The sequence below is a fragment of the Campylobacter sp. CNRCH_2015_0338h genome (assembly GCF_025772785.1).
In the GTDB taxonomy this organism is placed as follows: Bacteria; Campylobacterota; Campylobacteria; order Campylobacterales; family Campylobacteraceae; genus Campylobacter_D.
In genome coordinates this window covers 15874-41014 of sequence record NZ_JAKMST010000004.1, presented here as the reverse complement: position 1 = coordinate 41014, position 25141 = coordinate 15874, and the positions used below count along the sequence as shown (strand labels likewise).

Sequence of the window (25141 nt, the reverse complement as noted above, 5' to 3'; positions counted from 1 at the left end):
GCGATTATTTTTCAATAATCGCTAAAATTATTTCTTCACTTGTGAGTTTTTTATTGTATTTAATCACTAAAAATTTAGAGTTTTTATACACATCTAAAACTCCATTTATGCCTTTAATCATATTTAAATCATGTTTTGCTTCTAAAGATAAATAGACATTTTTAAAATCTGCCGGACTTTGTAAAAACAAAAGCAACACAAACCAAATTACAGACAAAGCTATCAAAATAAAAGCAAGAGCAACTAAACTAAAATGGTGTAAAAAATACCCTCCAACGACACCACCTAAAAAGCTTCCAAAATAGCCAAAAGCATTAAACACACCCAAAGCTGCGCCTTTTTCATTTACTTTGGCAAATTTACTCGCACAGCTTTGCATAATAGGCTCATGTAAATTAAATCCTATAAAAAACACTACAACGCCTACCATAAATACTAAAGCATTATGCGAAAAAGCAAATATAATATAAGCAATGATAAAAAACGCCACACCTAAAAGCAATATCTCTTTACTTAAGCCTCTTTTTTCTCCCAAAGAACCCGATAAACCCATAGCTAAAAACCCAAGCACCATAGAACTAACATAAACATGCCATAAATTCTCACTTGGGTAATTAAACTCATGCACCAAAACCAAAGGAATACTTAAAAACGCAATACTCATAAGCATTTTTTGCATACAATTAGTAAGATTCATCAAAGCTAAGTTTTTTTCTTTTAAAAGTTTTTTTAATGGGGTTTTAGTATTTTCATGTACTATTGTATGCTCTTTTGGCACAACGCTAAATAAAAGCACGATACAAATTAAACTCAAAATCGCACTTAAATCAAACAAACTTGAAAGTCCAAATTTAGCACTCATTAAAGGAGAAAGCACCAAAGAAGCTGCAAAAGAAAGTCCTATAAATGAACCCATAATAGCCATAGCCTTACCGCGATTTTCTTCATTGATAAAATCACTTATCATAGCAGTAGCTACTGCTCCTATGGCTCCTGCACCTTGCAAAAGCCTTCCAAACATCATCGTATAAATATCATCAGCATATGAACATACCAAAGAACCTATGATAAACACCACAAGTCCTATTAGCATAGTTTTTTTACGCCCTATTTTATCTGAAATGATTCCAAAAGGAACTTGCAATGCCATTTGAGTTAGAGCATACACACCTACTAAAAGTCCTACTAAAAACTCATTGGCTCCTTTTAAATTTAAAGCATATAAACTTAAAACCGGCAAAACTATAAACAATCCAAAAAATCTAGTTCCTACAATAAAAGACAAAGGTAAAACAGTTTTTAACATCTTTTCTCCTTATAAAGGATAATTTTACTATGATTTTGATAAACTTTTTTTAAAGTCAAAACAAAAAGAGTAATTTATGAAGAAAAAATTAAAAATCATTCTAGCAACTTCTAACGCACACAAAGTAGAAGAAATCAAAAAATTTTTAACTACTTATGAAATTTATGCCTTAAATGAAATCATCACCCCTTTTGAAATCATCGAAGATGGCACGAGTTTTAAAGAAAATGCTTTGATAAAATCTAAAGCTATTTTTAATGCTTTAGGCAAAAAACAAGATGAATTTATCACCTTAAGTGATGATAGCGGTATAAGCGTAGAGGCTTTAGACAATGCACCGGGGATTTTTTCTGCAAGATACTCTCAAGAAGGCACTGATGAGGCCAATAGAAACAAACTCATCCAAGCCTTACATGAAAAAAACTTACATCAAAGCAAAGCCTTTTACACTGCAGCCATAGCTATAAGTTCAAAATATGGACATTTTAGCACGCATGGATATATGCATGGCCTTGCTATTGATACTCCAAGGGGTAATAATGGCTTTGGATATGATCCTTTATTTATCCCAAAAGGTTTTGATAAAACCTTGGGCGAATTAGATGAGCAAGTAAAATTAAAAATTTCACACCGCTCACAAGCACTAATGTTTGCTACTTACATCTTAAGAGCATTAGAAAAAATGGAGTATTAATGAAACAATTTATAAAATATATGCTTATTGCTTTTGGGCTTTATGTGATTTGGATGTTGCTTTATTATAATTTTGCTTAAGATAATGATAGCTTAAAATAAAACTTGGTAATAAAAAAAGCGAACCAAATAAAAGCAAACTCATAGCCAAAACCGTAAGCAAGCCAAAATAAATCGTTGGGATAAAATTACTACTAATCATTACCAAAAAGCCTAGAATAATCGTAACACTAGTATAATAAATCGCACTTCCTATACCTATATGTGAAGCTTTTATAGCCTCTTCTAAGCTTTTATGTTTTAATTCTTCTTTAAAACGATGAATATAATGAATCATATCATCAACCCCTATTCCTATACAAATAGCAGCTATGGTAATGCTCATAATATCAAGTGGTATATTGAAAACACCCATTAAACCAAACACCAAAGCCAAAGGTATAAGATTGGCCAAAATCGCTACAAAAGCATAAACAAAACTTCTAAAAATCACCACAAATAAAGCAAAAATCACAAGCACCACAAAGGCTAAAGTGTCAAATTGTGATGAAAAAAGACTTTGAAGCATATTATTATACAAAGGCATAATACCACTGATTTTAACCTCTACGTTATCTTTTTGTAAAAGTTCTTTTAAGTCTTTTTCAAGCTGTTTTAAAAAAGCATCGCGTCTTAAATTTGGATCACTATCTAGCATACGCACGCTAAATCGCAACTCATTATTTTCTACACTTACAAAAGGGGTTAAAACTTGCTTTTTAAAATTCTCATCTAAATTTTCATATAAAAACGCTAAAGCAAAATCATCTAAAGCCTTACCATCATTAATACTTTTTCCAAGCTCTAGCAAACTTTGCAAGCTAAGCACAGAACCTACATATTTTTGCTTACTTAAAAACTCATGAACCTTAGCAGCTATTCTTGTTTTTTCACTACTAAAAAAATACCTATCATCTTTAGCTAAATCATCAAATTCTTGCTCAAACTCATCTAAACTTTCATTTTGTTTTGGATCTTGCTTGAACTTGACAATCACATCTAAAGGCATAGTTCCGCCTAGCTCTTTATCTATAATCAACAAACCTTGTTTAATCCTAGAACTATCTTTAAAATAACTCACAAAGCTATTTTCTACTTTAATTTGTAAAATTCCATACAAAGCAAAAGCAACACAAAATAAACTTATGCTATAGATAATTTTTCTATGTTTTAAACTTACATTTGCACAAAAACTTAAAAATTTTAACGAATTTTGATTAAGCTCTTTAAAATTTAGACGCGGCATTAGTACCAAAATACTTGCAAAATAAATATAAGCTAAAATCAAACTCACGCTAATACCAAGACTCATCATAATGCCAAGTTTGATAATAGGCTCAATATCTGAAAAGACAAAACTTAAAAACCCAACAACCGTGGTTAAAATAGCATAAAAACTAGGACTTGCTTTATCAAGTAAGGTTGAGAGTAAAAGCTTATAAACACTAGCCTTTGGATGTTTGTTTAAATTTTCTATAAAATGCACGATCAAATGTATCACAACAGAAACGGTGATAATAAGCACTAAAGCTGCATAGTTTGAAGACACTACGGTAATATCAAAGCCCAAAAGTGCGAAAATCCCACTTGAAGTAAAAAGCGAAATCACACAAATTCCCAAAGCCAAAAACACCAAACGCAAAGAGCCAAAAAACCGCCAAAGTGCTATAAATAAAAGTCCTATTAAACTAAAACCATAAATTTTTAAATCACTTTTTACATAATTAATCATATCATTAGCGATCATTTCTACACCGCCAAGGTGCAAAAAGTCTCCATTTTGACTATACTTAGATACTATTTTAGTAATTTCTTCTAATCTTTTTGCACTAAATTCTCTTGAGTTTTCTTGGTGTTTTTTAATCAAAGTTCTAAAATGCTCTTTTTCATTTTCATTTTGTGCATTATCTCTTGAATTAATCAAGTCATTATAAACAAGATCAGGCGCTAGATAAATCAAAATTCCTGTTGTTTTTCCATCTTTTGAGATGATATTATTTTTATAAAAGGGTTGGTTTAAAATTTCTTTTTTAGCTAGATTAATATCCACATCTTGACTAAAAATATTAGGTATATTTTGGATAAGCTCTTTTAATTCTTTACCTTTAGAACTTGCAAGTAAAGGCGCATTAGTGATAGAAAATACCTTTTGCACACCATTGATTTTTTCTAAATCAAGAGTTAAGTTTTTAATAGTTTCTAAATTTTCTTTAGTAAAAATATCTTTATCTTTAGGAGCAAAAGCAAGCATTAAAAAATTATCATTACCATAGCGTGCTGAAACTTCTCTATATAGTTTCAAACCCTCATCATGCTCTAAAAGCAAGCTTTCAGCACTTGCATCAACACTTAAATTTTTAGCAAAAAAACTAAAAAATACACAAAAGATTAAAGTAATCCCCAAAGTTAGCTTTGGGAAATTAAGAAAGATTTTTAAAATTTTACTTAGCATTATTTAGAAAAATCAACACTAGAAAGCTTTTCAAGCAAGGTTTTAAAATCGCCATTTTGCAAGACATCTTTAAATTGTGAGCGATAAGTTTGTATGATACTTATGCCAAAAATATCTACATCATAAATTTGCCAATCATTATTTTTATCATAAAATTTAAAAATTACAAAATTTTCTTTGCCATCTACTATCATAGAAGTTTTCAAAAAAGCTCTTTTGTTTTTTTCTTCTAAATTAATCACTTTTAATTTTTGAGAATCATACAAAGCAAGCTTATCTGTGAAACTTTTTTTAAGGTTTTTTTCAAAAGCTTTGTTAAATTCATTTTTTTCATTTTCACTTAATTTTTCATATCTTGTAGAAAGACTAAGCTTAGCCATAAGCTCATAATCAAAAACACCATCAAATAAAACAAAGATTTTTTCCGCCGCTTTAACTTTATCATTTTTATTTTGATCTAATATCTTTAAGCTCTCATCAATTTTTTCTTGCATAGTTTTAGAAATATCTTGCAAATTTAAAGCAAAAGCAAATGCTACACTAAAAAGCAAAACTATGATTTTTTTCATTTTATCTCCTTATTTGATGAGTTCTTGGCGTCTTTGTTCATACGCATCACGTATAAAAGTATAATAATCTACACTATTTTGGTAAATATCATCTATTTTTTCATACTCAAAACTTAATTCATTTAATTTTAATGCAGCATTTACGCCTGCTCCAACCCAAAGATTCTCAATATATCCCTCAGGCACCATAAACCAATTTACAGGCAAAGCTAAAGCATCTCTTACATTATAAGGACCTAAAAGTGGAAGCACTAGGTGTGGTCCACTACCTACTCCCCATTTGCCCAAAGTCGTTCCAAAATCAGCCTCATAACTTTTTAAAGGAGTTTTGCTCGCACTATCTAACAAACCAAATCCAAAAATCACATTCACACAAAATCTTCCAAATTCCTCGCCAGCTTTTCTAAATTCTAAACTTAAAAAGTGATTGATAAATCTAAAAGGCGATCTTGTGGTATCAAAAGCATTTTTTACTCCTGTTCTTATAAAACTTGGAGTAATACTTTTATAAGAAAGTGCAGCCGGTCTTAAAAAATAAGTATAAAGATCATAATTAAATTTACTCATAGCTTTATTATAGGTATAAAAGCTATCTTTGACTTCTTTTTTTTGATATTCTTGTTCAAAATCTTCAAAGTCATTTGCCAAAATCAAAGTATTAAAAAATAAACACAAACTTAGTATGTATTTTAACAAGCTTTTTCCTTTTAAAATTTCATAAATTAAAATCTTAAATTATACAAAAATTAAAATAAATTTTTACATTAAAATGCTTTTAAAATATTCTTTAAAAAAATTAAAAATTTTTATTTGCTTATGAAATAAGTCTTAGAAAATATGCAAAAAATACAAATTTATTTTTGCTTTTAAAAATAAGCTATAATTTTTTCAAAATTTACTACTAAAAGGACAAAAAATGAAAAAAATTTTCACCCTGCTTTTTTTGTGTATTTTCGGCTATGGCGCTGATGTAAATATCGCTGCAGCTGCAAATGTAGCTTATGCTTTTAAAGCCTTGCAAAAAGAATTTCAAAAAGAAAACCCTGATATTAGTATCAATGTAAGCTTAGGCGCTAGTGGAAATTTAGTCTCACAAATCAAAAATGGAGCGCCATTTGATATATTTATGGCTGCAAATATGAAATTTGCACAAAGCTTGTATGATGATAATTTTGCTAGCACAAAACCTGTTATTTATGCTCAAGGAGCTTTAGCTTTACTCAGTGTTAGAATGGATTTAAGCAAAGGCTTAGACACACTTAAAGAAGAAAAAGTCAAAATCATCACCATAGCTAATCCCAAAGCTGCTCCTTATGGTCAAGCTAGTATAGAAACTTTACAAAATGCTAAAATTTATGAGCAAACAAAAGCTAAAATCATCGAAGCAAAATCCATAGGAGAAGCACTTACTCAAACACTAAAAGCAGCCGATGTGGGTTTTATAGCAGCAAGTGCTTTATATGAAGATACACTAAAATCTTATAAACTCCAAGAAGGAAAAAATTATATTTTAATCGATCCAAAGCTTTATGAGCCAATCAATCAAGGCATTGTTATCACTTCTTATGGTAAAGATAATGCCAAAGCTAAGAAATTTTATGATTTTATTTTAAGCAAAAAGGCTAAGGAAATTTTTAAAGCTTATGGCTATAATATCCCATGATTAAAGCTAAAATAAATACTATAAAAAATCATGAAAATATAAACTGGGTAGAATTTCTTATAAAAAAACATAAATTATATATGCTTGCTTTAGAACTTGATGAAAAAGCAAGCATTGATCAAGAAGTTTTACTTGCTTTTAAAAGTAGCGAATGCTTACTTAGTAAAAAAAATTTAGAAAACTCATTTTTAAATACCTTTTATGCAAAAATCATTGATATTTTTCAAGGACAAATCATCACTATCATAAGATTAGAAAATGAAATTTGCACTTTCGAAGCTCAAATTAGCACCCATGAGTTTTTAGAACAAGACTATCAAAAAAATGATTTTATATTTGCTTATGTACATCCTAGCGCTTTATTTATCAAAGAGTATTTATGTTAAAACTTGACTTTGAAAAAATCTTTAAAAATAAAGAAAAAGAATTTAAACTTAAGGTTAAATTTGAAGTCAAAGAAGGAGAATTTTGTGCTATTTTTGGAAAAAGTGGCAGCGGTAAAACTACGCTTTTAAGAATTTTAGCAGGTTTTGAAAAAGCACAAGGGATTTGCACTTTTAATGATACTATATTTTTTGATGATAAAAACTTTCTAAGTCCACAAAAAAGAAAACTTGGCTTTGTTTTTCAAGATTATGCTTTATTTGAAAATATGAATGTAGAGCAAAACTTACTTTTTGCCAAAAAAGATCTAAAATTTGCCAATGAACTTTTAGAGCTTTTAGATTTAAACAAACACAAAAAAAGTCATATTTTAGAACTAAGCGGGGGACAAAAACAACGCGTAGCTTTAGCAAGAGCCATTATGCAAAAACCTAAACTTTTACTTTTAGATGAGCCATTTAGCGCCTTAGATAATGAGATAAAACTACACTTACATGATTATCTTTTAAATATACATAAAATTTATAAAATCACTACTATTTTAATCAGCCATGATGTAAGTGAAGTTTATAAACTGGCTAATAAAGTCATTGTTTTAGAAAATGGAGCCATCATCAAAGAAGGTTCACCTAATGAGGTTTTTTTAAAAACACAAGGCTCACAAAAATTTGCTATAAAAGCACGCATTTTAAAACTACAAAAGCAAGATAGCATATTTATAGCCATACTTGCCATAGGTAATCAAATCAGTCAAGTAGCACTAAGCCCTTTAGAAGCTAAAGATTTTAAAGAAAATGATGAAGTACTTTTGAGCCAAAAAGCTTTTGCGCTAAATTTAACTAAGATATAAAAAACAATGTTAAAATAAGATAAATTATTACAAGGTTATAAATGACTTATGGATTTTTTATCTTAAAATTTTATACAAGCTTATGGACAAAATGGAAGATAAAAACTGCATATGGTTATTTTTTCTACGCCATAGCCCCACCTTTTATCCTTTTATAGTTTCATTTTTAAATTAATTTAAAAGGATAAAAAATGCATTGGTTAGTATTAGCAATTAGTATAGTTTTTGAAGTGATTGCAACAAGCTCGATGAAGTATGCAAGCATAAGTAAAAATAATCTTTATTTAATCGTTTTTGCGGTGTTTTTTTCATTTTCTTTAGCAGGTTTATTTTATGCTTTGAAAAAAATTGATTTAAGCATAGCTTATGCAACTTGGGCAGGTTGTGGTTTGGCACTTGTTAGCGTGGTGGGATTTTTAATCTTTAAAGAAGCAATAACCATTAATAAAATCATTTTTATTATTTTAATCATCACTGGAGTGGTGGGATTAAAACTTAGTGCTTAAGCCTTTTGGCTTAAAGCACATTCATACTTTGTATCATTACTTTTGCTTTACATTCAGCACAGCAATATAGTGTTTTTATCTTGGCTTCATCGCCCATAAATCTTGGCTTCATAATGCTAGCTATTTTTTCAATGGCCTTTTTAGTAGCAAATTCTTTCCCACACTCTACACAGGCAAAAAGTTCATCTTGAGCTAAAACCATAAAAGAAAAATACTCTTTTTCTAAATCTATCCCACTTCTTTGAAGCATTAAAGTATCTTTTTCAGCACAACTTGCCTCACAATATCCACAGGTAGTACATAAGCTTGCATTAAATTTCAAAGAATTATCCTTAGCATCAGCTACTAAAGCTCCCACATTACAAGCTCCCACACAAGAAAGACACAAAGTACAGGTATCTGTATTGATAGTGATTTTTCCATAGCGTATCCATTCTTTGCTTGGGATATTGCCTAAATTTTCTTCTTTTATAAGCTCTCTTAATCTTATAGCAAAATCTTCTCTTTTTAAAAGCGCAGGATTATAAGATATAAATTTAAGATTTTCTATAAAATGTGCTTGATTAATAGCCTCTAAAAGTTCTTTTTCATCTTTAGCTAGAAAAATTGCATTTTGTTTGAATTTTCTTTGAAATATCTCATTCATCAAAGCTATCACTTCTAAAGCACCTTGTGATAAGCCATCACTATAAAAAACCACACTCGCACCACTTGTTTGAAGCATAGCTAAAAAATGTGCTTGATCAAGATAGTTTTCGCCTTTAATCATAAAAGGCATTACATCTTCTTTTAAAGCGATATTTAAATTTTCTATAGACATTTTCTCAGGGATTATTAAAATGATTTTATCTTCATAAAATTTTAAAATTTCATAAAAGCTATTGCGTGGCATAGGTGCATAATCAAGCGCCCCACTAGGACAAATCCCTACACAATCACCACAGCTTAAACAATCCACATGAGAAAATTCTAATTTTCTTTGTTCATCATCTTTTAAAATAGCCACACTAGGACAAATTTCGGCACATTTTCCACAATGCACACTTCTTCTTTCATGGTATTGACAAATACTATCATCATAACTAATATAATTTCTAAATTTATATTTTGGAGAATTAGAATTTAAAAGTTTTATAAGTTCTTCTTGACTTAAGGTAGTTAAATCATAGCAACCACTTTGTTGATCAAAACTTTCTTTTTTTACATCATATAAGAAAAAATCACAATCAATCTCTACTTGCTCATTATCTTTTAAAGCTATCACACAAAGCTCGCCCACGCAACCTAAAACACCCAAACATTGCTCATTGCTTAGTTTTAAAACCTTGTATTCTTGTTTTTTTAAGCTTTCAATAAGCTCATTTTGATCCTCATTGCTTACAATAATTACATTTTTACCCACTTCTTTGGTGTATTCTAAATCAAGCCCTAAATCATAAACTTTAGATCTAATCTTATATAAAGACTCAATAGTTTTAGCTTTTTTAAGTACATCATCTTGTGAGTTTTTAAGGTAAAAATTAATCTCAGGTGCATAAACTTCAGGGTTTAAAAGCTTTGAATTTCCTATAAAAACTTCTTCATCACAGGCTTTTTGAACTATGCTAATATCATCACTTAGAGGAATTAAATCTTCATTTTCTAAAAATACAAAATCTCTCATAACACTCTCTTTTAAATTTTTTAATCTTAATTATATAAATTTCATTATAAAAAAGTTATAATTTTACTAATTTATTCTTAAGGTTTAAGATGAACAAATTTAGAAATTTTCCACCCATAAACACGCTTATAAACGATGAAAACTTGTCTAATTACCCTTTGTATTTAAGATCTCATTTTGCAAAAATAGTTGTTTCAAATTGTAAAAAAGAACTAAGTAAAAATGAAAATTTAAATTTTAGCTTGCAAGATTTGCTAAGTAAAATTACTCAAAGCATTGATAAGTTTTTAAATATGCAAAGTCAAAGTTTGATCAATGCTACTGGAGTTATCATACATACTAATCTTGGTCGTAGCATTATTGATGAGAGTATTTTTGAAAGAACTAAAGAAATCATCTGCTCTTATTCAAATTTAGAGTTTAACATGCAAAGTGGCAAAAGAGGCTCAAGGTATGACGCACTTAGTGCGAATTTAAAAATATTATTTGATTGTGAAGATTGCTTGGTTGTTAATAATAACGCTTCGGCTGTATTTTTGATCTTAAACACCTTAGCAAAAAACGAGGAAGTTATTACTTCAAGAAGTGAGCTGGTTGAGATTGGAGGAAATTTTAGAATTCCTGAAGTTATGCTAGCAGCTGGTGTTAAGCTAAAAGAAATAGGCACGACTAATAAAACTCATTTATATGATTATGAAAAAGCTATCAATGAAAATACTAAGATGATTTTAAAAACTCATCGTTCTAATTTTGCTTTTAAAGGATTTTTTGAAGAAGTAAGTTTAGATGAAATTCATGCTTTGACAAAAAAGAAAAAACTCATATCTTATTATGATTTAGGTGCTGGCTGGTGTGAAAAAATTAATAAACAACTTAGCAAAAACGAGCCAAGCGTGAAAGAGCTTTTAAAACATTGTGATATTTTAAGTTTTAGTGGTGATAAGCTTTTTGGCTCTACTCAAGCAGGCATTATACTTGGAAAGAAAAAATACATTCAACAACTAAAGAAAAATCAACTTCTAAGAATGCTAAGGGTTGATAAAATCACTCTAGCTTTTTTAAATGAAACTACCAAAGCATACTTAAAAAAAGAATATGAAAAAATTCCTACACTAAAACTTTTAAATGATGATTTAAAAACCATAGAAAAAAAGGCTCTCTTTGTCAAAGAAAAAATTCCTACAAAATGTGAGTTAAAAGCTTCTAAAAGTTTAGTAGGCGGTGGCTCTATGCCTGATAAAAGCTTAGACACTTTTGTGTTAAGTTTTGATGAAAAAGCTTTGCTTTTACAAGAAAAATTTAGAAAAAAAGGTGTGATTGGCCGTGTTGAAAATGGACATTTTATACTAGATTTTAGAAGTATTTTAGAAAAAGATTTAAACCGTTTAATCCACGCTATCAAAGAGGTATTTCATGCATAGTATTATCATAGGCACTGCTGGACATATTGATCATGGTAAAACCTCACTTATTAAAGCTTTAAATGGTTTTGAAGGCGATGATTTAAAAGAAGAGCAAGAAAAAGGCATTACGATTAATCTTAGCTTTTCAAATTTAAAAAGTGAAAATTTAAATATTGCTTTTATCGATGTACCTGGACATGAAAGTTTAATTAAAACTATGATAAGTGGTGCTTTTGGCTTTAGAGTGTGTATGTTTGTCATAGATATAAACGAGGGTTTAAAGGCTCAAAGTATAGAGCATTTAAGGGTTTTGGAATTTTTAGGCGTAAAAGATGTAGTGCTTATTTTGAGTAAGGTTGATTTATGCAAGGATTTAGTACAAAAGCAAGCAGAGCTTTTAAAAGAATTAAAAGCCTTTAAAATCAATATCTTAAAAGTTTTTCCAACAAGCATTTATGATGAGCAAAGTATATTAAATTTAAAAAACTATCTACTTAGTTTAAAGCCTAAAGAAAATGATGAAAATTTGATTTTTAGATACTACATTGATAGAATTTTTTCTCTAAAAGGTATAGGAACGGTAGCAACAGGAAGCTTAAATGAAGGAAAGATCAGCAAAAATGAAAAAATATTTTGCCTTGAAAATCAAAAAGATATCATTGTAAAAAATATACAAATTCATGAAGAAAATGTTTTAGAAGCAAAAGCTTATAATAGAGTTGCTTTGAGTTTAAATTGTGATTATCATGAGTTAAAAAAAGGCTATGTATTAAGCAAAAAAGGTGTTTTTAAAAGCTTTAAAAGTATCGATGGGGTTGTTTTTAATACAGAGATTAAACACGGAAGCATTTTAGAATTTTGCAGTGGCTCAAAAAAGCTTAATGCAAAAATTAGTGTAATCAAAGAATTTGAAGATAAAACTTATATTAGCTTAGAGTTTGATAAAAGCCTACCTTTGTGTTTTGATGATAAATTTATCTTGCTTGAAAATGGGCGTATTAAAAGTGGTGGCGTGGTGTTAAATGCGGTAAGCGAGCCTTTAAAAAAAGATATAAAAGCTAAGTATTTAGCACTTTTAGAACAAAAAGATTTTAAAAAAGTATTTGAGTTTTTAAAACAAACTCACAAACTTGGTTTTGGCTTACTTTCAAGCTATCAACGCTTTAAACTCACTCATGAACAAGCTTTAAACTTAGCAAAAAGCTTAGATCATGTTTTTGTCGATGAGCAAGCTTTAAATGTATATGATTTAAATGCTATGCAAACTTTGAAAGAATTTATTGATTTTATTTTCTCTAAAAATCCTTATGCTTTAATCTCGCCTCATTCTATCGCCTTAAGGCTTAGCTGGGCAAGTGAAAATTTTTGTGCTTATGTACTCAAGCAAATGCAAGAAAAATTAGATTTTAAAGACGGCATATGGTTTTTAAAAGGACAAAATTTTGAAAAATTACAAGAAAAGGCTCATTGTGAGCTTTATGAAATTTTAAAAAAAGAAGGTATAAAACCTACCGCACCTTACAATCTTTATGAATATTTAGAGCTTGATAGGAAAAATGGAGATCTTATCTTAAAAAAACTCACCAAAGAAAACAAAGTCAAAAGATTAGCGCATAATCTTTTTATAGAAAAAAATGCCCTTGAAAATCTCATGCAAGAGTTTTTAAAGCTTTTGCAAAATCATCATTTAGATGTCGCTTTTGTAAAAAATCATTTTCAAATTTCAAGAAAATACGCCATAGCTTACTTAGAATACCTTGATAAAAACTATCCTCAAGTGATAAAAATCGAGGAAAAAAGAATGCTAAAAGTTAAGTGTTAAAATTTACATTTTATAATGATAAAAATTTAAATTAAAGGAAAAAAATGAAAAAATCTCTAGCTCTTTTAACTCTTGCTAGCTCTTTATTTGCTGCAAGTAATGAAGAAATTATTAATTTTTTTAAGAAAAATCCAAATTTATCAAATGCAAATATTAGTGTTTCTAGTAGAGAAAAAATTCCTGATACTAACTTTGAAGCCGTGATAGTTAATTTTGAAATTAGTGGTAAAAATTTCCAAGAAATCGTTTTCACTCAAGATAATATCATCACAACTGAAGTAATTGATGTAAAAAAAGGTGAGTTTTATTCTCAAGTTTATCAAGCAAAACTCATGGAAAAACAACAAGCTGAATTTTCAAAAAAAGCTCTAGTGGAACTTAAAAAAGAAAAAATGTTTGTTTCTTTAGGCGATAAAAACAAACCTTTGCTTTATGTTTTTAGCGATCCTGAATGTCCATATTGTAGAATGCATTTAGATAAAATAGAAGAAACACTAAAAACTCATCAAGTTAAATTTATCTTAACTCCTATCCATGATACAAGCGCATTTGAAAAATCTGCATTAATCTATAAAGAAAGTAAAAATGCTAAAGACGATGCACAAAAAATTGCTATCATGAAAAAATACTATGATAAAAATTTAAAAGATTATAAAAAACCTAGTGAAGCTGAAGTTAAAGCAGTAAGAGAAACTTTTGCAAAATACTCTAAACTTGGTCTTCGCGCCGTACCAACCATAATCGATGCTCAAAAATAATCTTTTCTTGCTTGCGCTTGCACTATTTTTAAGTGCTTGCACAGGCCCTATGCAAACTTTTATCCAAACAAATAATGAGGGTATTTTCCTACATGCTAATAAAAATCAAAGTTTTTCTTTACACATCAATAATCCTTCAAAATTAAACACAAATTTAGAGGCCAAACTCGCTCAAAAATTACAAAATTTGGGATTGGTTTTAGATAATACTCAAAGTGATTATAAAATTTATATCAATATAGTAGATTTTAAGAAATTTTCTTACGCACAAAGACTAATTGCTTCTAATGCGAGATTTTTTTATAATGACTTTGATAAAATAGATAATGTTTTTGAAATGGAAGTAGAAAATTACTATCTTTTGCAAGTTAATTTACAAATTAGCTACAAAAACTTTACTCAAAGCACCTCGCTTTTAGCAAGAACTGCTTATCTTAGCAATATAGATAGAGCCAAAGAATCTTTAGAAGAAAAAATTGCTAACCAGATAGCAAGCTTTTTTTATATGCATTAAAGATGGCATTTAAGCCATCTTTTTAAATATAACCATGATCAATCATCGCATCAGCTACTTTTTTAAAGCCTGCTATGTTTGAGCCTACTACTAAATTTCCTTCATGATTGTAAGCTTTTGCACACTCGTATGAATTTTCAAAAATATTTTTCATAATCTTATGCAATTTTGCATCAACTTCCTCAAAGCTCCATTGACACATACTTGCATTTTGTTGCATTTCAAGTTGAGAAGTCGCTACACCACCTGCATTAGCAGCCTTAGCTGGAGCAAATAAAAAGTCTTTTTGATTTAACATAAAATCAATCGCTTCAAGTGTGCTTGGCATATTAGCTCCCTCTGCCACCATACGACAACCATTATGATATAAAGTTTTAATATCTTCTAAATTTAACTCATTTTGCGTAGCACTTGGAAAAGCTATATCACAAGGTATACTCCATACTCCATTGCAACCTTGTTTATATGCACTTTTTGGAGTAAAAATTGCACCTTTTTTAAGCGCTGCATAATCACTCACCCTAGCTCTTTTTACTTCTTTAATTTCTTTTAATAAATCTAAATCTATTCCATCTTTATCATAAACAAATCCATCGCTATCGCTTATTGTGATTGCTTTTGCGCCAAGTTGGTGTAATTTTTCTATGGTATAAATTGCCACATTTCCACTACCTGAAACTGCACACTCTTTTCCTTCTAATGCATTGTTATATTTTGCTAGCATTTCTTGAGTAAAATACACGCAACCATATCCTGTTGCTTCTGTTCTTGCTAAACTTCCACCCCATGGAATTTTCTTTCCCGTTAAAGTTCCATCAAAATTAGAGCTAATTTTCTTATAAGCTCCAAACATATATCCAATTTCCCTAGCACCAACCCCTATATCACCCGCTGGCACATCAGTGCTTGCACCTATGATTTTTGAAAGCTCAGCCATAAAAGCTTGACAAAAACGCATAATTTCTGCTTCACTTTTACCCTTAGGATCAAAATTTGCTCCACCTTTAGCACCGCCTATCATCAAACCCGTTAAAGAGTTTTTGAAAATTTGCTCAAAACCTAAAAATTTCAAAACATCCAAATTCACACTAGGATGAAATCTGAGCCCACCTTTATAAGGACCTAAACTAGAATTAAACTGCACTCTATAGCCAAAATGCGTTTGAGCTTTACCTGCATCATTGATATATACAACTCTAAATATAGTTGTTTTTTCAGGCATTACAATACGCTCTAATATCGCATGGTCTTGGTAGGTTTTATTAGATTCAAGTAAAGGTTCTAAAGAATTTAATACCTCAGTTGCTGCTTGAAAAAAGATAGGTTGTCTTGGGGAAATTGTTTGAATTTTTTCTAAAGTTTCGTTGATATATTGTTTAGCCGTACTCATAAATTGTCCTTTTTATAGTATCTTGCTGTTTGTTTTAGCTAAAAATTTTTTTAGCGCCATTTGCTCCTTTGTTCCTATTTTGTAATAAATTAGCTTTAAGTATGCGCTAATTTCCTTTTGAGAAAGATTTCTTGATTTAGAATAATCTAGCAAAATATATTGTGGAATGAAAATTTTACTTTTTGTGAAATTTTTCATCATTCTTTTATAAATAGAAAAATTTTTAACACAAGAAAAGCGTGCAAAAACAAAAGGTAGTTTTGTCTTTTCATACCATAATTCACACAAATCAATATAATCTTTTGGATTTTGCAAATAAAGTTTTAAAGCCTTATCACCGATGATAACCTCCCCTTTTTGCTTTAAAACTTTTGCAAGAGCATTAGAAGTTGCAGAACTTGCATCTTCTTTGCTTTGAGAATGTTTTTTTACTAAAACGCTTTTTACCTTTTTGCTTGCGCAAATTCCCACATTTAAGGTTTTGTATTTTTTTCTACGACTTTCAATACTTGAAATAATCGCTGCGTCAATGCGTCTAAAATACAAATGGCGATTTAGCTTACTAGGAACCCCTTTTTTGTATTCTGTAGTTTGCTTAACATAGCTAGGAAAAGCTGCTTTTTTAAGATAGATATGCAAAGGGAGTAAATTAAGATAATCTATCTTTCCAAAAACCATCTTAGCCTTTCTATTATTAAGTATTAGTATCCTATAAAAAAATATCTTAAATATAAATTAATTTAATTAAAAATATAATCAATACTAAAATTTATATAAAAATTTAACATTTATTGTAAAAAATTATTTTGTAATCTTAGATTATTAAGTAAAAAATTAAAATAATAGAAAAGTCAAATTGAAAGATTGAAAATAAAAATTAAGTTTTATTCAAAAAAATATTTTAAATAAAACTTAATCTATAAAAACTATTGTAAGCTTGCTAGATATTTTTGATAGTCAAATTCTTTTACCAAAGCCACTCCATCTTCAACTGCAGCTTTTGCCACAGCAGCACTAACTACAGCTTTTACCCTGCTATCAAATGGTTTTGGTATAACATAATCTCTACCAAAGCTAAGCTCTTCTACTCCATAAGCTTGTTTTACCTCATCAGTTACTTCAAGCTTAGCTAAATCAGCCAAAGCTTTAGCAGCAGCTACTTTCATATTTTCAGTGATTTTAGTCGCTTTTACATCCAAGGCTCCTCTAAAAATAAAAGGAAAACCTAAAACATTGTTAATTTGATTTGGATAATCACTTCTACCTGTTCCAACTATAGCATCATTTCTAACCCTTTTAACATCTTCAGGCATTACTTCAGGCACAGGATTAGCTAGTGCAAAAATCACAGGATCTTTAGCCATACTTAAAATCATTTCATCATCTAAAATCTTAGGTGCACTCAAACCCAAAAACACATCAGCACCTTTTAAAGCCTCTCTTAAAGTTCTATCTTTGGTATCGCTCACAAATTCTAGTTTGTATTTATTTAAATCATCTCTTTGGATATTAATCACACCTTTGCTATCTACTAAAACGATATTTTTAACCCCTAAATTTCTATACATTCTAGCACTTGCAATACCCGCTGCACCCGCACCACTTACTACTACTTTAATATCTTCAAATTTTTTACCACTAATTTCCATAGCATTCATTAATCCTGCTGTAGAAATGATCGCAGTACCATGTTGATCATCATGCATTACTGGAATTCCAAGATCTTGCAAAGCAGCTTCTATTTCAAAGCATTTTGGTGCTGAAATATCTTCTAAATTAATTCCTCCAAAAGTAGGCGCTATAGCTTTACAAAAGGTAACAATCTCATCTACACTGTGAGCATTAATTTCTAAATCATAAGCATTAACATTAGCAAATTTTTTAAATAAACAAGCCTTTCCTTCCATCACAGGCTTACTTGCGCTTGCTCCTATATTGCCAAGTCCCAAAACCGCACTACCATCACTTACTATAGCAACTAAATTAGCTTTATTGGTGTATTTATAAGCCAAAGTTTCATCTTTTGCTATCTCAACACAAGGTTCAGCAACCCCCGGAGAATAAGCTAAAGATAAATCATGCGCACTATCCATAGGCTTTCTAGCAACAATATCTACTTTACCCCCTAAGTGGTATTCTAAAGCCTCTTCTTTTAAATTCATTATTTCCCCTTCATGTAAGTTAGTAAATTTTCTATTCTAAGCTTAGCTTTTTGCACTCCTAAAAATTCTAATACTTCAAATATACTAGGACTTACCGAGCTTCCAGTGAGTGCAATGCGTATGGCTTGAGCTAGATCTTTTAACTTAAGATTATTTTCTTCTAAGAATTGATTAGTTAATTCTTCAAATTCGCAAGCATTTTTTTGCTCATTTAAAACCATAGCGTATTTTTCCAAATAAGTTAAATTTGTTACATTAAGAAATTTATCTACAGCCTTTTGATCGTATTCTTTTGGGTCATTTAGTAACACTTTAGCCCCGCTAATAATATCATGCAAAGTTTTAGCTCTCTCTCTTAACATATCTAGTAAAAATCCCGCTTTTTCATACTGACTTAAATCAAAACCTAAATCTTTTAATTGTCTATTGATTTCTTCAAAAGGTAAAGTTTTAATATAATGAGCATTAAGCCATTCTAGCTTTTTAAAATTATAGCAAGAAGCACTTTTATTAATATGATTTGGGTCAAAAAGCTCTTGCATGCTTTCTAAAGAAAAAATCTCATCATCACCATGACTCCAACCAAGACGCACTAAGAAATTTAGCAGGGCTTGAGGTAAAATCCCCATATTTTTATACTCCATCACATCAGTTGCTCCATGACGCTTAGAAAGTTTTTTACCATCTTCACCATGTATCATAGCCACATGGTAAAATTTAGGAATTTTAAAGCCTAGTGCCTCATAAAGAACGATTTGTTTTGGGGTATTTGATAAATGATCATCCCCTCTTATAACATCACTCACACCCATTAGTGCATCATCAATTACAACAGTTAAATTATAAATTGGGCTACCATCGCTTCTTGCAATTACAAAATCATCTAAAATATCTTCAGCCTTAAAACTAACCTCACCTTTAATACCATCTATAAATTTAATCTCTCCACTTTGTGGTGCTTTTATACGCACCACAGGCTCAATACCACTTGGGGGAGTTCCTTTAAAATCTCTATATCTACCATCGTATTTTGGGCGCTCTTTGGCTGCTTCTTGCTTAGCTCTTAACTCATCAAGCTCTTCTTTGCTCATATAACAATAATAAGCCTTACCCTCATCTAATAATTTTTGAATGTATTTTTTATAAATTTCAAATCTTTGGGATTGATACTCAATCATCCCATCATAATCAAGCCCACACCATTTAAATGCTTCTATAATAGCTTGTGTAGCTTCTTGTGAATTTCTTTTTAAATCCGTATCTTCAATACGCAATAAAAATTTACCCTTATTTTTTCTCGCATAAAGATAATTATATAAAGCCGTTCTAAGCCCTCCTATGTGCAAATATCCTGTTGGAGAAGGAGCAAAACGCGTTGTGATTTCTTGCATATTTTTACCTTTTTTAAATTTTTATTGTTATAATGCTATATTTACACTTAAATAAAGGTTTTATATGAGAAAATTTTTAATATCTTGTTGTTTTGCTGCAAATATTTTATATGCTCAAACCCTTGGTGGCGTAGCAATGGTAGTAGAAAATCAGCCTATCACTCTTTATGATATAGAACAAACCATGAAAGAATTAAAAACTAATGATAAACAAAAGGCTATAGCATTTTTAGTAGATGATAAAGTTCAACAAAGTGAAGCTAAAAAGTTAGGAATTTATGTAAGTACTTTTGAGCTTAATGAAAAATTAGCCCAAATAGCAAAAGGCAATAAAACCGACATTAATGGTTTGCAATCAAAGATAGAAAAAGATGGTTTAAGTTTTGAAGTTTTTAAAAATAAGGTTAGAAAAGATCTTGAAAGAGAAAAGCTTTATAGAAGCATAATGCAAAATGCAAAAATCAATATCGATGATGAAACACTAAAACATTTTTATGAAAGTAACCTTGATAAATTTAGCACTTTTTCAAATATAGACTTAGTTGTTTATAATTCTACTAATCCTGAACTTTTACAACAGCTTGCACAAAATCCTATGTATAAAAATTCTCAAATTAAATCAAAAGCCATTAGTTTAAACGCAGCTAGTTTAGATCCAAGATTACTTGCTTTATTAAACAATACAAAAATAGGAGAATTTACTCCGGTATTAAATGGTGAAAATGCTTATATAATATATTTTGTAAAAGAAAAATATGGTAAAAATCCTATTGAATTTGACTTAATCAAAGATCAAGTTAGCAATATCTATACTCTAACTCAAAAAGAACAAGCCTTAAAAAATCATCTTGATAAAATAAGAGCAAATGCTCATATAGAAGAATTAAGATAGGTTTAAAAAACCTATCTTAAATTAATGTCTTGAAAGATAATTTGTATCATAATTATTATTGATAAAATCTGCATTATCCATCATTGCTAAATGAAAATCTTTTGTTGTTTTAATCCCACCTACAATAAGCTCTTGCAAGGCTATTTTCATTTTAGAAATAGCTGTGTTCCTATCTTCTCCCCAAACAACTAATTTTCCAATCATAGAATCATAATAAGGAGGTACGCTATAATCTTGATAACAATGACTTTCCATTCTTACATTGCGTCCTGCTGGAGCTACATATTTTGTGATTTTACCTGGGCAAGGTAAGAAAGTTTTGGAATCTTCAGCAGTGATTCTACATTCTATAGAATGGCCTTTAAGTTTAATTTCTTCTTGCTTTGGTAAAGGATACCCTTCTGCTACTTTAATCATAAGCTCGATAATATCTACCCCACTTACCATCTCACTCACACAATGCTCAACTTGCAAGCGCGTATTCATCTCGATAAAATAAAAATCTAAATTTTTATCCACTAAAAACTCAAAAGTTCCCGCACCCTCATAATCAATAGCCTTAGCAGCTTTAACTGCTGTTTCATGGAGTCTTTTTCTTGTTTTTTCATCTAGTAAAATTGCAGGAGATTCTTCTATAAGCTTTTGATGGCGTCTTTGCATAGAGCAATCTCTCTCACCCAAATGTATCACGTTACCAAAGCTATCTCCTATGATTTGCACTTCTATATGGCGTGGGTTTTGGATGTATTTTTCCATATACATAGTTCCATCACCAAAAGCACTCATCGCTTCACTTTCTGCTGACCAATAAGCTTTTTCTAAATCTTTTTCATCTTCAACTACACGCATACCACGACCACCGCCACCTGCTGCTGCCTTTAAAATCACAGGATAGCCTATTTCTTTAGCAAGTTTTTTTGCTGCTTCAACCCCACCCAAAGCTCCATCGCTTCCTGGGATTACAGGCACACCTGCTCTTTGCATTACTTGTTTTGCTTTACTTTTATCACTCATTAGTGCCATAGCAGCAACTGAAGGACCTATGAATTTGATATTATGCTTTGCACAAATTTCAACAAAATTTTGATTTTCACTTAAAAATCCATACCCTGGAAAAATCGCATCCGCTTCGCTAATTTCAGCCGCACTAATAATAGCTGGGATATTTAAATAACTTTCTGAACTTCTAGCATTTCCTATACAAATACTCGCATCAGCATATTTTAAATACAAAGCATCTTTATCTGCAGTAGAATACACACAAATTGCTTTTTTTCCCATTTCTTTTACAGTTCTTAAAGCTCTTAATGCAATTTCTCCACGATTTGCTATTAAAACTTTTTTAATTTCCATTTTATAATTTCTCCACCACAAATAAAGGCATGCCAAATTCTACAGGCTGACCATCTGCAACTAATACTTCTACTATCCTACAATCATATTCAGCTTCGATTTCATTCATGATTTTCATCGCTTCAATAATTGCTATAGTACTTCCTTTTTTAATAGTTTGTCCTGCTTTAGCAAAAGGTGCTGCACCTGGGCTTGGAGCTTGATAAAAAGTACCTACCATAGGGCTATTGATAGTTGGTTTATTAGAAGAGTTTGAGCTTGCTTTGGTCTCATTAACTACATTTACATTAATTGGCTGTGGAGCTGGAGCAACAGGAGTTGGAGCTGGTAATTCACAACATAAATCTTTTTCTAGTTCTATTTCAAATCCATCTTGTTCTTTTATTTTAATCTTGCTTATACTTGCTTCTGCAAAAAGTTGCATTAGTTCTTTGATTTCTTCTTTTGTCATATATTCTCCTTAATTTATAAGACTTAATTTATAATTATATATAAAAATACTAAAAATAACTTCAATTATTTATTTTTTACTTTTATTTTAAGATATAATTTAAAAATTCACTTTAATTATAAAGGACAAAAATGGGCTTAAAAGCAGATAATTGGATCAAAAAAATGGCATTAGAGCACAATATGATAGAGCCATTTTGTGAAGCAAATATAGGTAAAGGTATAGTTAGTTATGGGCTTTCAAGCTATGGATATGATATAAGAGTTGGAAGAGAATTTAAAATTTTTACCAATGTAAATTCCACTGTTGTAGATCCTAAAAATTTTGTAGAAGAAAATGTAGTAGATTTTGTAGGAGATGTATGTATAGTACCTGCAAATTCTTTCGCGCTTGCTAGAACGGTTGAGTATTTTAAAATGCCAAATGATGTTTTAGCTATTTGCCTTGGTAAAAGTACTTATGCAAGATGTGGTATTATAGTGAATGTAACTCCTTTTGAGCCAGGTTTTGAAGGACATATCACTATAGAAATTTCAAACACAACCCCACTACCTGCTAAAATTTATGCTAATGAAGGTATAGCTCAAGTTTTGTTTTTACAAGGAGATGAGCCTTGTGATGTAACATATGCTGATAAAAAAGGTAAATATCAAGCTCAAACAGGTATAACTTTACCAAGAATTTTAAAATAATTTTATTTTCAGCCGATATAAAAACTTAGTCAAGTAATAGGAAAATATATATGTTTAATGGAAAAAGCATTTTAATCACCGGTGGTACAGGAAGTTTTGGAAAAACTTATACTAAAACTTTACTTCAAAAATACAAACCTAAAAAAATCATCATTTATTCACGCGATGAACTCAAGCAATTTGAAATGGCAAGAGAATTTAATGATAATTGCATGCGTTATTTTATAGGTGATGTAAGAGATAAAGAAAGATTAAATATAGCGATGAAGGATGTTGATTTTGTCATCCATGCAGCTGCTATGAAACATGTACCAATTGCAGAATATAATCCAATGGAATGTATAAAAACTAATATCCATGGAGCACAAAATGTAATCGATGCGTGTTTGGAAAATAATGTAGAAAAATGTATCGCTCTTTCAACCGATAAAGCATGCAATCCTATTAATTTATACGGAGCTACAAAGCTTGCAAGTGATAAGCTTTTTGTAGCAGCAAATAACATCGCAGGAAATTCTCATACCAAATTTAGCGTTACAAGATATGGTAATGTAGTAGGCTCAAGAGGCTCTGTTATACCATTTTTTAAAAAACTAATCAATGAAGGCGCTAAAGAGCTTCCTATCACAGATGAGAGAATGACAAGATTTTGGATATCTTTAGAAGATGGGGTTAATTTCGTGCTGAATAATTTTGCTTATATGCATGGAGGGGAAATTTTCGTGCCAAAAATTCCTTCTATGAAAATCGTTGATTTAGCTAAAACTATGGCTCCTAATTTAGCTCATAAAATCATAGGTATAAGAGCAGGTGAAAAACTACATGAAATTATGATTTCAAGTGATGATAGTCATTTAACTTATGAATTTGAAAATTATTATGCCATTAGCCCAAGTATCCAATTTAATAATATTAATGTTGATTTTAGTATAAATGCAAAAGGACAAAAAGGTAAAAAAGTTTCTAATGGCTTTTCTTATAGCTCAGATAATAATCCATCATGGATTAGCCAAGAAGAGCTTTTAAATATAATAAATCATACAGAGCTTGAAAAATGATAACTTATTCTCATCAAAATATCGACGAACAAGACATACAAGTAGTTTGTGAGGCTTTAAAGGATGATTTTTTAACCGGTGGAAAAAAGGTTGAAGAATTTGAACAAGCCCTTTGTGAATATGTAGGTGTAAAATATGCTTGTGTGTTAAATTCAGCCACTTCTGCTTTACATCTTGCATATTTGTCTTTAAATGTAAAAGAAAAAATTGTTTTAACAACCCCCATTAGCTTTGCTGCAACTGCAAATGCTGCTTTAATGGCAGATGCTAGAGTGGAGTTTATAGATGTAAAAAGTGATGGAAATATTGATGAGAAAAAACTTGCTTTAAGATTAAATCAAGATAGCTCTAATATAGGGGCAATTTGCGTGGTTGATTTTGCGGGAAATAGCGTAGAAATGGATGAAATCTTAGCCTTAACTAAACAATATAATATCCCATTAATAGATGATGCAAGTCATGCTCTAGGTGCTACTTATAAAGATCAAAAAGTAGGCTCTATGGCAGATTTAAGCATATTTTCTTTTCATCCGGTTAAACCTATCACAACCTTTGAGGGTGGCGCAGTCGTTAGCAATGATAAGGAATTAATCTCAAAAATCAAGCTTTTAAGAAGTCATGGTATAGTCAAAAAAAGGCTTTGGGACAGTGATATGGTTGAGCTAGGCTATAATTATCGTTTGAGTGATGTTGCTTGTGCTTTGGGTATAAATCAACTTAAAAAACTTGATAATATGCTAGAAAAAAGAGAAATCATCACAAGTTTTTATGATAAAGAATTTGAAAAAAATCCTTATTTTAGCACTATAAAAATCAAAGATTATAAAAAAAGCTCAAGACATTTATACCCTATTTTGCTTTTTCCTGAATTTTATTGCCAAAAAGAGATTATTTTTGAAAAATTATTAAATTTAGGCATAGGTGTACAAGTGCATTATAAGCCAACTTATGAGTTTAGTTTTTATAAAAACTTATATGGAAATTTATTTTTAGAAAATGCAGATAATTTTTACAAAGCTGAACTTAGCATACCTGCTCATCAAGAAATGAGTTTAAAAGAAGCACAATTTGTTAAAGATAGTTTATTTAAGATCTTAGAAGAAACTAAAAAGGCTTGTTGTGAGTAAAAG

24 protein-coding genes are annotated in these 25141 nt (G+C 30.1%); 13 read left to right on the top strand and 11 right to left on the bottom strand.

Translation table 11 applies throughout. The features are described 5' to 3' along the window. Positions 1-4 precede the first annotated feature (4 nt). Positions 5-1306 (bottom strand): MFS transporter, encoded by a 1302-nt coding sequence (locus L8X30_RS03775; protein ID WP_263679084.1) that lies wholly within the window; start codon positions 1304-1306, stop codon positions 5-7. Between the two features lie 76 nt (positions 1307-1382). On the opposite strand from L8X30_RS03775, the gene rdgB reads away from it, so the two are divergent. Beyond that, positions 1383-2000, top strand: coding sequence for an RdgB/HAM1 family non-canonical purine NTP pyrophosphatase (gene rdgB / locus L8X30_RS03770; protein ID WP_263669292.1), 618 nt, complete (start codon positions 1383-1385; stop codon positions 1998-2000). Between the two features lie 24 nt (positions 2001-2024). Here the strand turns inward: rdgB and L8X30_RS03765 are convergent, their stop codons facing one another. The 3 genes from L8X30_RS03765 to L8X30_RS03755 are packed head-to-tail and all read right to left on the bottom strand — an operon-like array spanning position 2025 to position 5755. Then, positions 2025-4490, bottom strand: coding sequence for an efflux RND transporter permease subunit (locus L8X30_RS03765; protein WP_263679083.1), 2466 nt, complete (start codon positions 4488-4490; stop codon positions 2025-2027). Next, positions 4490-5059 carry an ABC transporter substrate-binding protein gene (locus tag L8X30_RS03760; RefSeq protein ID WP_263679082.1) on the bottom strand — a complete coding sequence of 190 codons (570 nt, stop codon included), beginning with the start codon at positions 5057-5059 and terminating at the stop codon, positions 4490-4492. Before L8X30_RS03760 ends, L8X30_RS03765 begins: the two co-directional genes overlap by 1 nt. 9 nt (positions 5060-5068) lie before the next feature. After that, positions 5069-5755: a VacJ family lipoprotein gene (locus L8X30_RS03755; protein WP_263679081.1), complete on the bottom strand. Its 687-nt coding sequence runs from the start codon at positions 5753-5755 to the stop codon at positions 5069-5071. 220 nt (positions 5756-5975) lie between these two features. Here L8X30_RS03755 and modA point away from each other — a divergent pair, with 220 nt between their 5' ends. The 4 genes from modA (at position 5976) to L8X30_RS03735 (ending at position 8462) form a co-directional block, all read left to right on the top strand. Next, positions 5976-6722 carry a molybdate ABC transporter substrate-binding protein gene (gene modA / locus L8X30_RS03750; protein ID WP_263679080.1) on the top strand — a complete coding sequence of 249 codons (747 nt, stop codon included), beginning with the start codon at positions 5976-5978 and terminating at the stop codon, positions 6720-6722. Further along, positions 6719-7108, top strand: coding sequence for a hypothetical protein (locus tag L8X30_RS03745; RefSeq protein ID WP_263679079.1), 390 nt, complete (start codon positions 6719-6721; stop codon positions 7106-7108). Before modA ends, L8X30_RS03745 begins: the two co-directional genes overlap by 4 nt. After that, on the top strand, positions 7102-7956 hold the full coding sequence (locus L8X30_RS03740) for a sulfate/molybdate ABC transporter ATP-binding protein (RefSeq protein ID WP_263679078.1): 855 nt from the start codon (positions 7102-7104) through the stop codon (positions 7954-7956). The genes L8X30_RS03745 and L8X30_RS03740 overlap by 7 nt, the downstream gene beginning before the upstream one ends. Before the next feature lie 191 nt (positions 7957-8147). Continuing rightward, positions 8148-8462 (top strand): DMT family transporter, encoded by a 315-nt coding sequence (locus L8X30_RS03735; RefSeq protein WP_263663411.1) that lies wholly within the window; start codon positions 8148-8150, stop codon positions 8460-8462. A gap of 10 nt (positions 8463-8472) precedes the next feature. Here the strand turns inward: L8X30_RS03735 and L8X30_RS03730 are convergent, their stop codons facing one another. Continuing rightward, a complete protein-coding gene (locus L8X30_RS03730; protein WP_263679077.1) occupies positions 8473-10125 on the bottom strand; it encodes a 4Fe-4S dicluster domain-containing protein in 1653 nt (550 codons plus the stop codon). A gap of 89 nt (positions 10126-10214) precedes the next feature. Here L8X30_RS03730 and selA point away from each other — a divergent pair, with 89 nt between their 5' ends. Genes selA through L8X30_RS03710 form a run of 4 tightly spaced genes read left to right on the top strand, consistent with a single transcriptional unit; the run spans position 10215 to position 14622 of the window. Next, the gene (selA, locus tag L8X30_RS03725; RefSeq protein WP_263679076.1) at positions 10215-11546 is read left to right on the top strand and encodes an L-seryl-tRNA(Sec) selenium transferase; all 1332 of its coding nucleotides are present in this window, start codon (positions 10215-10217) and stop codon (positions 11544-11546) included. Then, positions 11539-13350 carry a selenocysteine-specific translation elongation factor gene (gene selB, locus L8X30_RS03720; RefSeq protein ID WP_263679075.1) on the top strand — a complete coding sequence of 604 codons (1812 nt, stop codon included), beginning with the start codon at positions 11539-11541 and terminating at the stop codon, positions 13348-13350. The genes selA and selB overlap by 8 nt, the downstream gene beginning before the upstream one ends. A gap of 44 nt (positions 13351-13394) precedes the next feature. Further along, complete coding sequence (locus tag L8X30_RS03715; RefSeq protein WP_039642184.1) at positions 13395-14108, top strand: thioredoxin fold domain-containing protein; 714 nt, start codon at positions 13395-13397, stop codon at positions 14106-14108. After that, on the top strand, positions 14095-14622 hold the full coding sequence (locus L8X30_RS03710) for a hypothetical protein (protein WP_263679074.1): 528 nt from the start codon (positions 14095-14097) through the stop codon (positions 14620-14622). Before L8X30_RS03715 ends, L8X30_RS03710 begins: the two co-directional genes overlap by 14 nt. Before the next feature lie 22 nt (positions 14623-14644). Here the strand turns inward: L8X30_RS03710 and gdhA are convergent, their stop codons facing one another. From gdhA to gltX, 4 genes are all read right to left on the bottom strand, one after another. Continuing rightward, positions 14645-16012, bottom strand: a complete 1368-nt coding sequence (gdhA, locus tag L8X30_RS03705; RefSeq protein ID WP_263679073.1) for an NADP-specific glutamate dehydrogenase — start codon at positions 16010-16012, stop codon at positions 14645-14647. Between the two features lie 12 nt (positions 16013-16024). Beyond that, positions 16025-16690 carry an MqnA/MqnD/SBP family protein gene (locus tag L8X30_RS03700; protein WP_263679072.1) on the bottom strand — a complete coding sequence of 222 codons (666 nt, stop codon included), beginning with the start codon at positions 16688-16690 and terminating at the stop codon, positions 16025-16027. 248 nt (positions 16691-16938) lie between these two features. Further along, positions 16939-18174 (bottom strand): malic enzyme-like NAD(P)-binding protein, encoded by a 1236-nt coding sequence (locus tag L8X30_RS03695; protein ID WP_263679071.1) that lies wholly within the window; start codon positions 18172-18174, stop codon positions 16939-16941. After that, positions 18174-19565, bottom strand: a complete 1392-nt coding sequence (gene gltX / locus L8X30_RS03690) for a glutamate--tRNA ligase (RefSeq protein WP_263679070.1) — start codon at positions 19563-19565, stop codon at positions 18174-18176. Before gltX ends, L8X30_RS03695 begins: the two co-directional genes overlap by 1 nt. Before the next feature lie 64 nt (positions 19566-19629). Between gltX and L8X30_RS03685 the strand changes: the two genes are divergently transcribed. Further along, complete coding sequence (locus L8X30_RS03685; protein WP_263679069.1) at positions 19630-20457, top strand: peptidyl-prolyl cis-trans isomerase; 828 nt, start codon at positions 19630-19632, stop codon at positions 20455-20457. Positions 20458-20478: 21 nt separating this feature from the next. Here the strand turns inward: L8X30_RS03685 and L8X30_RS03680 are convergent, their stop codons facing one another. Continuing rightward, positions 20479-21810 carry an acetyl-CoA carboxylase biotin carboxylase subunit gene (locus L8X30_RS03680; protein WP_263679068.1) on the bottom strand — a complete coding sequence of 444 codons (1332 nt, stop codon included), beginning with the start codon at positions 21808-21810 and terminating at the stop codon, positions 20479-20481. Position 21811: 1 nt separating this feature from the next. Next, positions 21812-22261, bottom strand: coding sequence for an acetyl-CoA carboxylase biotin carboxyl carrier protein (gene accB / locus L8X30_RS03675; protein ID WP_263679067.1), 450 nt, complete (start codon positions 22259-22261; stop codon positions 21812-21814). Between the two features lie 131 nt (positions 22262-22392). Here accB and dcd point away from each other — a divergent pair, with 131 nt between their 5' ends. Genes dcd through pseC form a run of 3 tightly spaced genes read left to right on the top strand, consistent with a single transcriptional unit; the run spans position 22393 to position 25138 of the window. Next, a complete protein-coding gene (gene dcd / locus L8X30_RS03670; protein ID WP_012661997.1) occupies positions 22393-22953 on the top strand; it encodes a dCTP deaminase in 561 nt (186 codons plus the stop codon). A 50-nt stretch (positions 22954-23003) separates the two neighbouring features. After that, entirely contained in the window at positions 23004-24011 is a 1008-nt protein-coding gene (gene pseB, locus L8X30_RS03665; protein WP_263679066.1) for a UDP-N-acetylglucosamine 4,6-dehydratase (inverting), read from the top strand. Then, entirely contained in the window at positions 24008-25138 is a 1131-nt protein-coding gene (pseC, locus tag L8X30_RS03660; protein WP_263679065.1) for a UDP-4-amino-4,6-dideoxy-N-acetyl-beta-L-altrosamine transaminase, read from the top strand. Before pseB ends, pseC begins: the two co-directional genes overlap by 4 nt. The last annotated feature ends 3 nt before the right edge of the window (positions 25139-25141 follow it).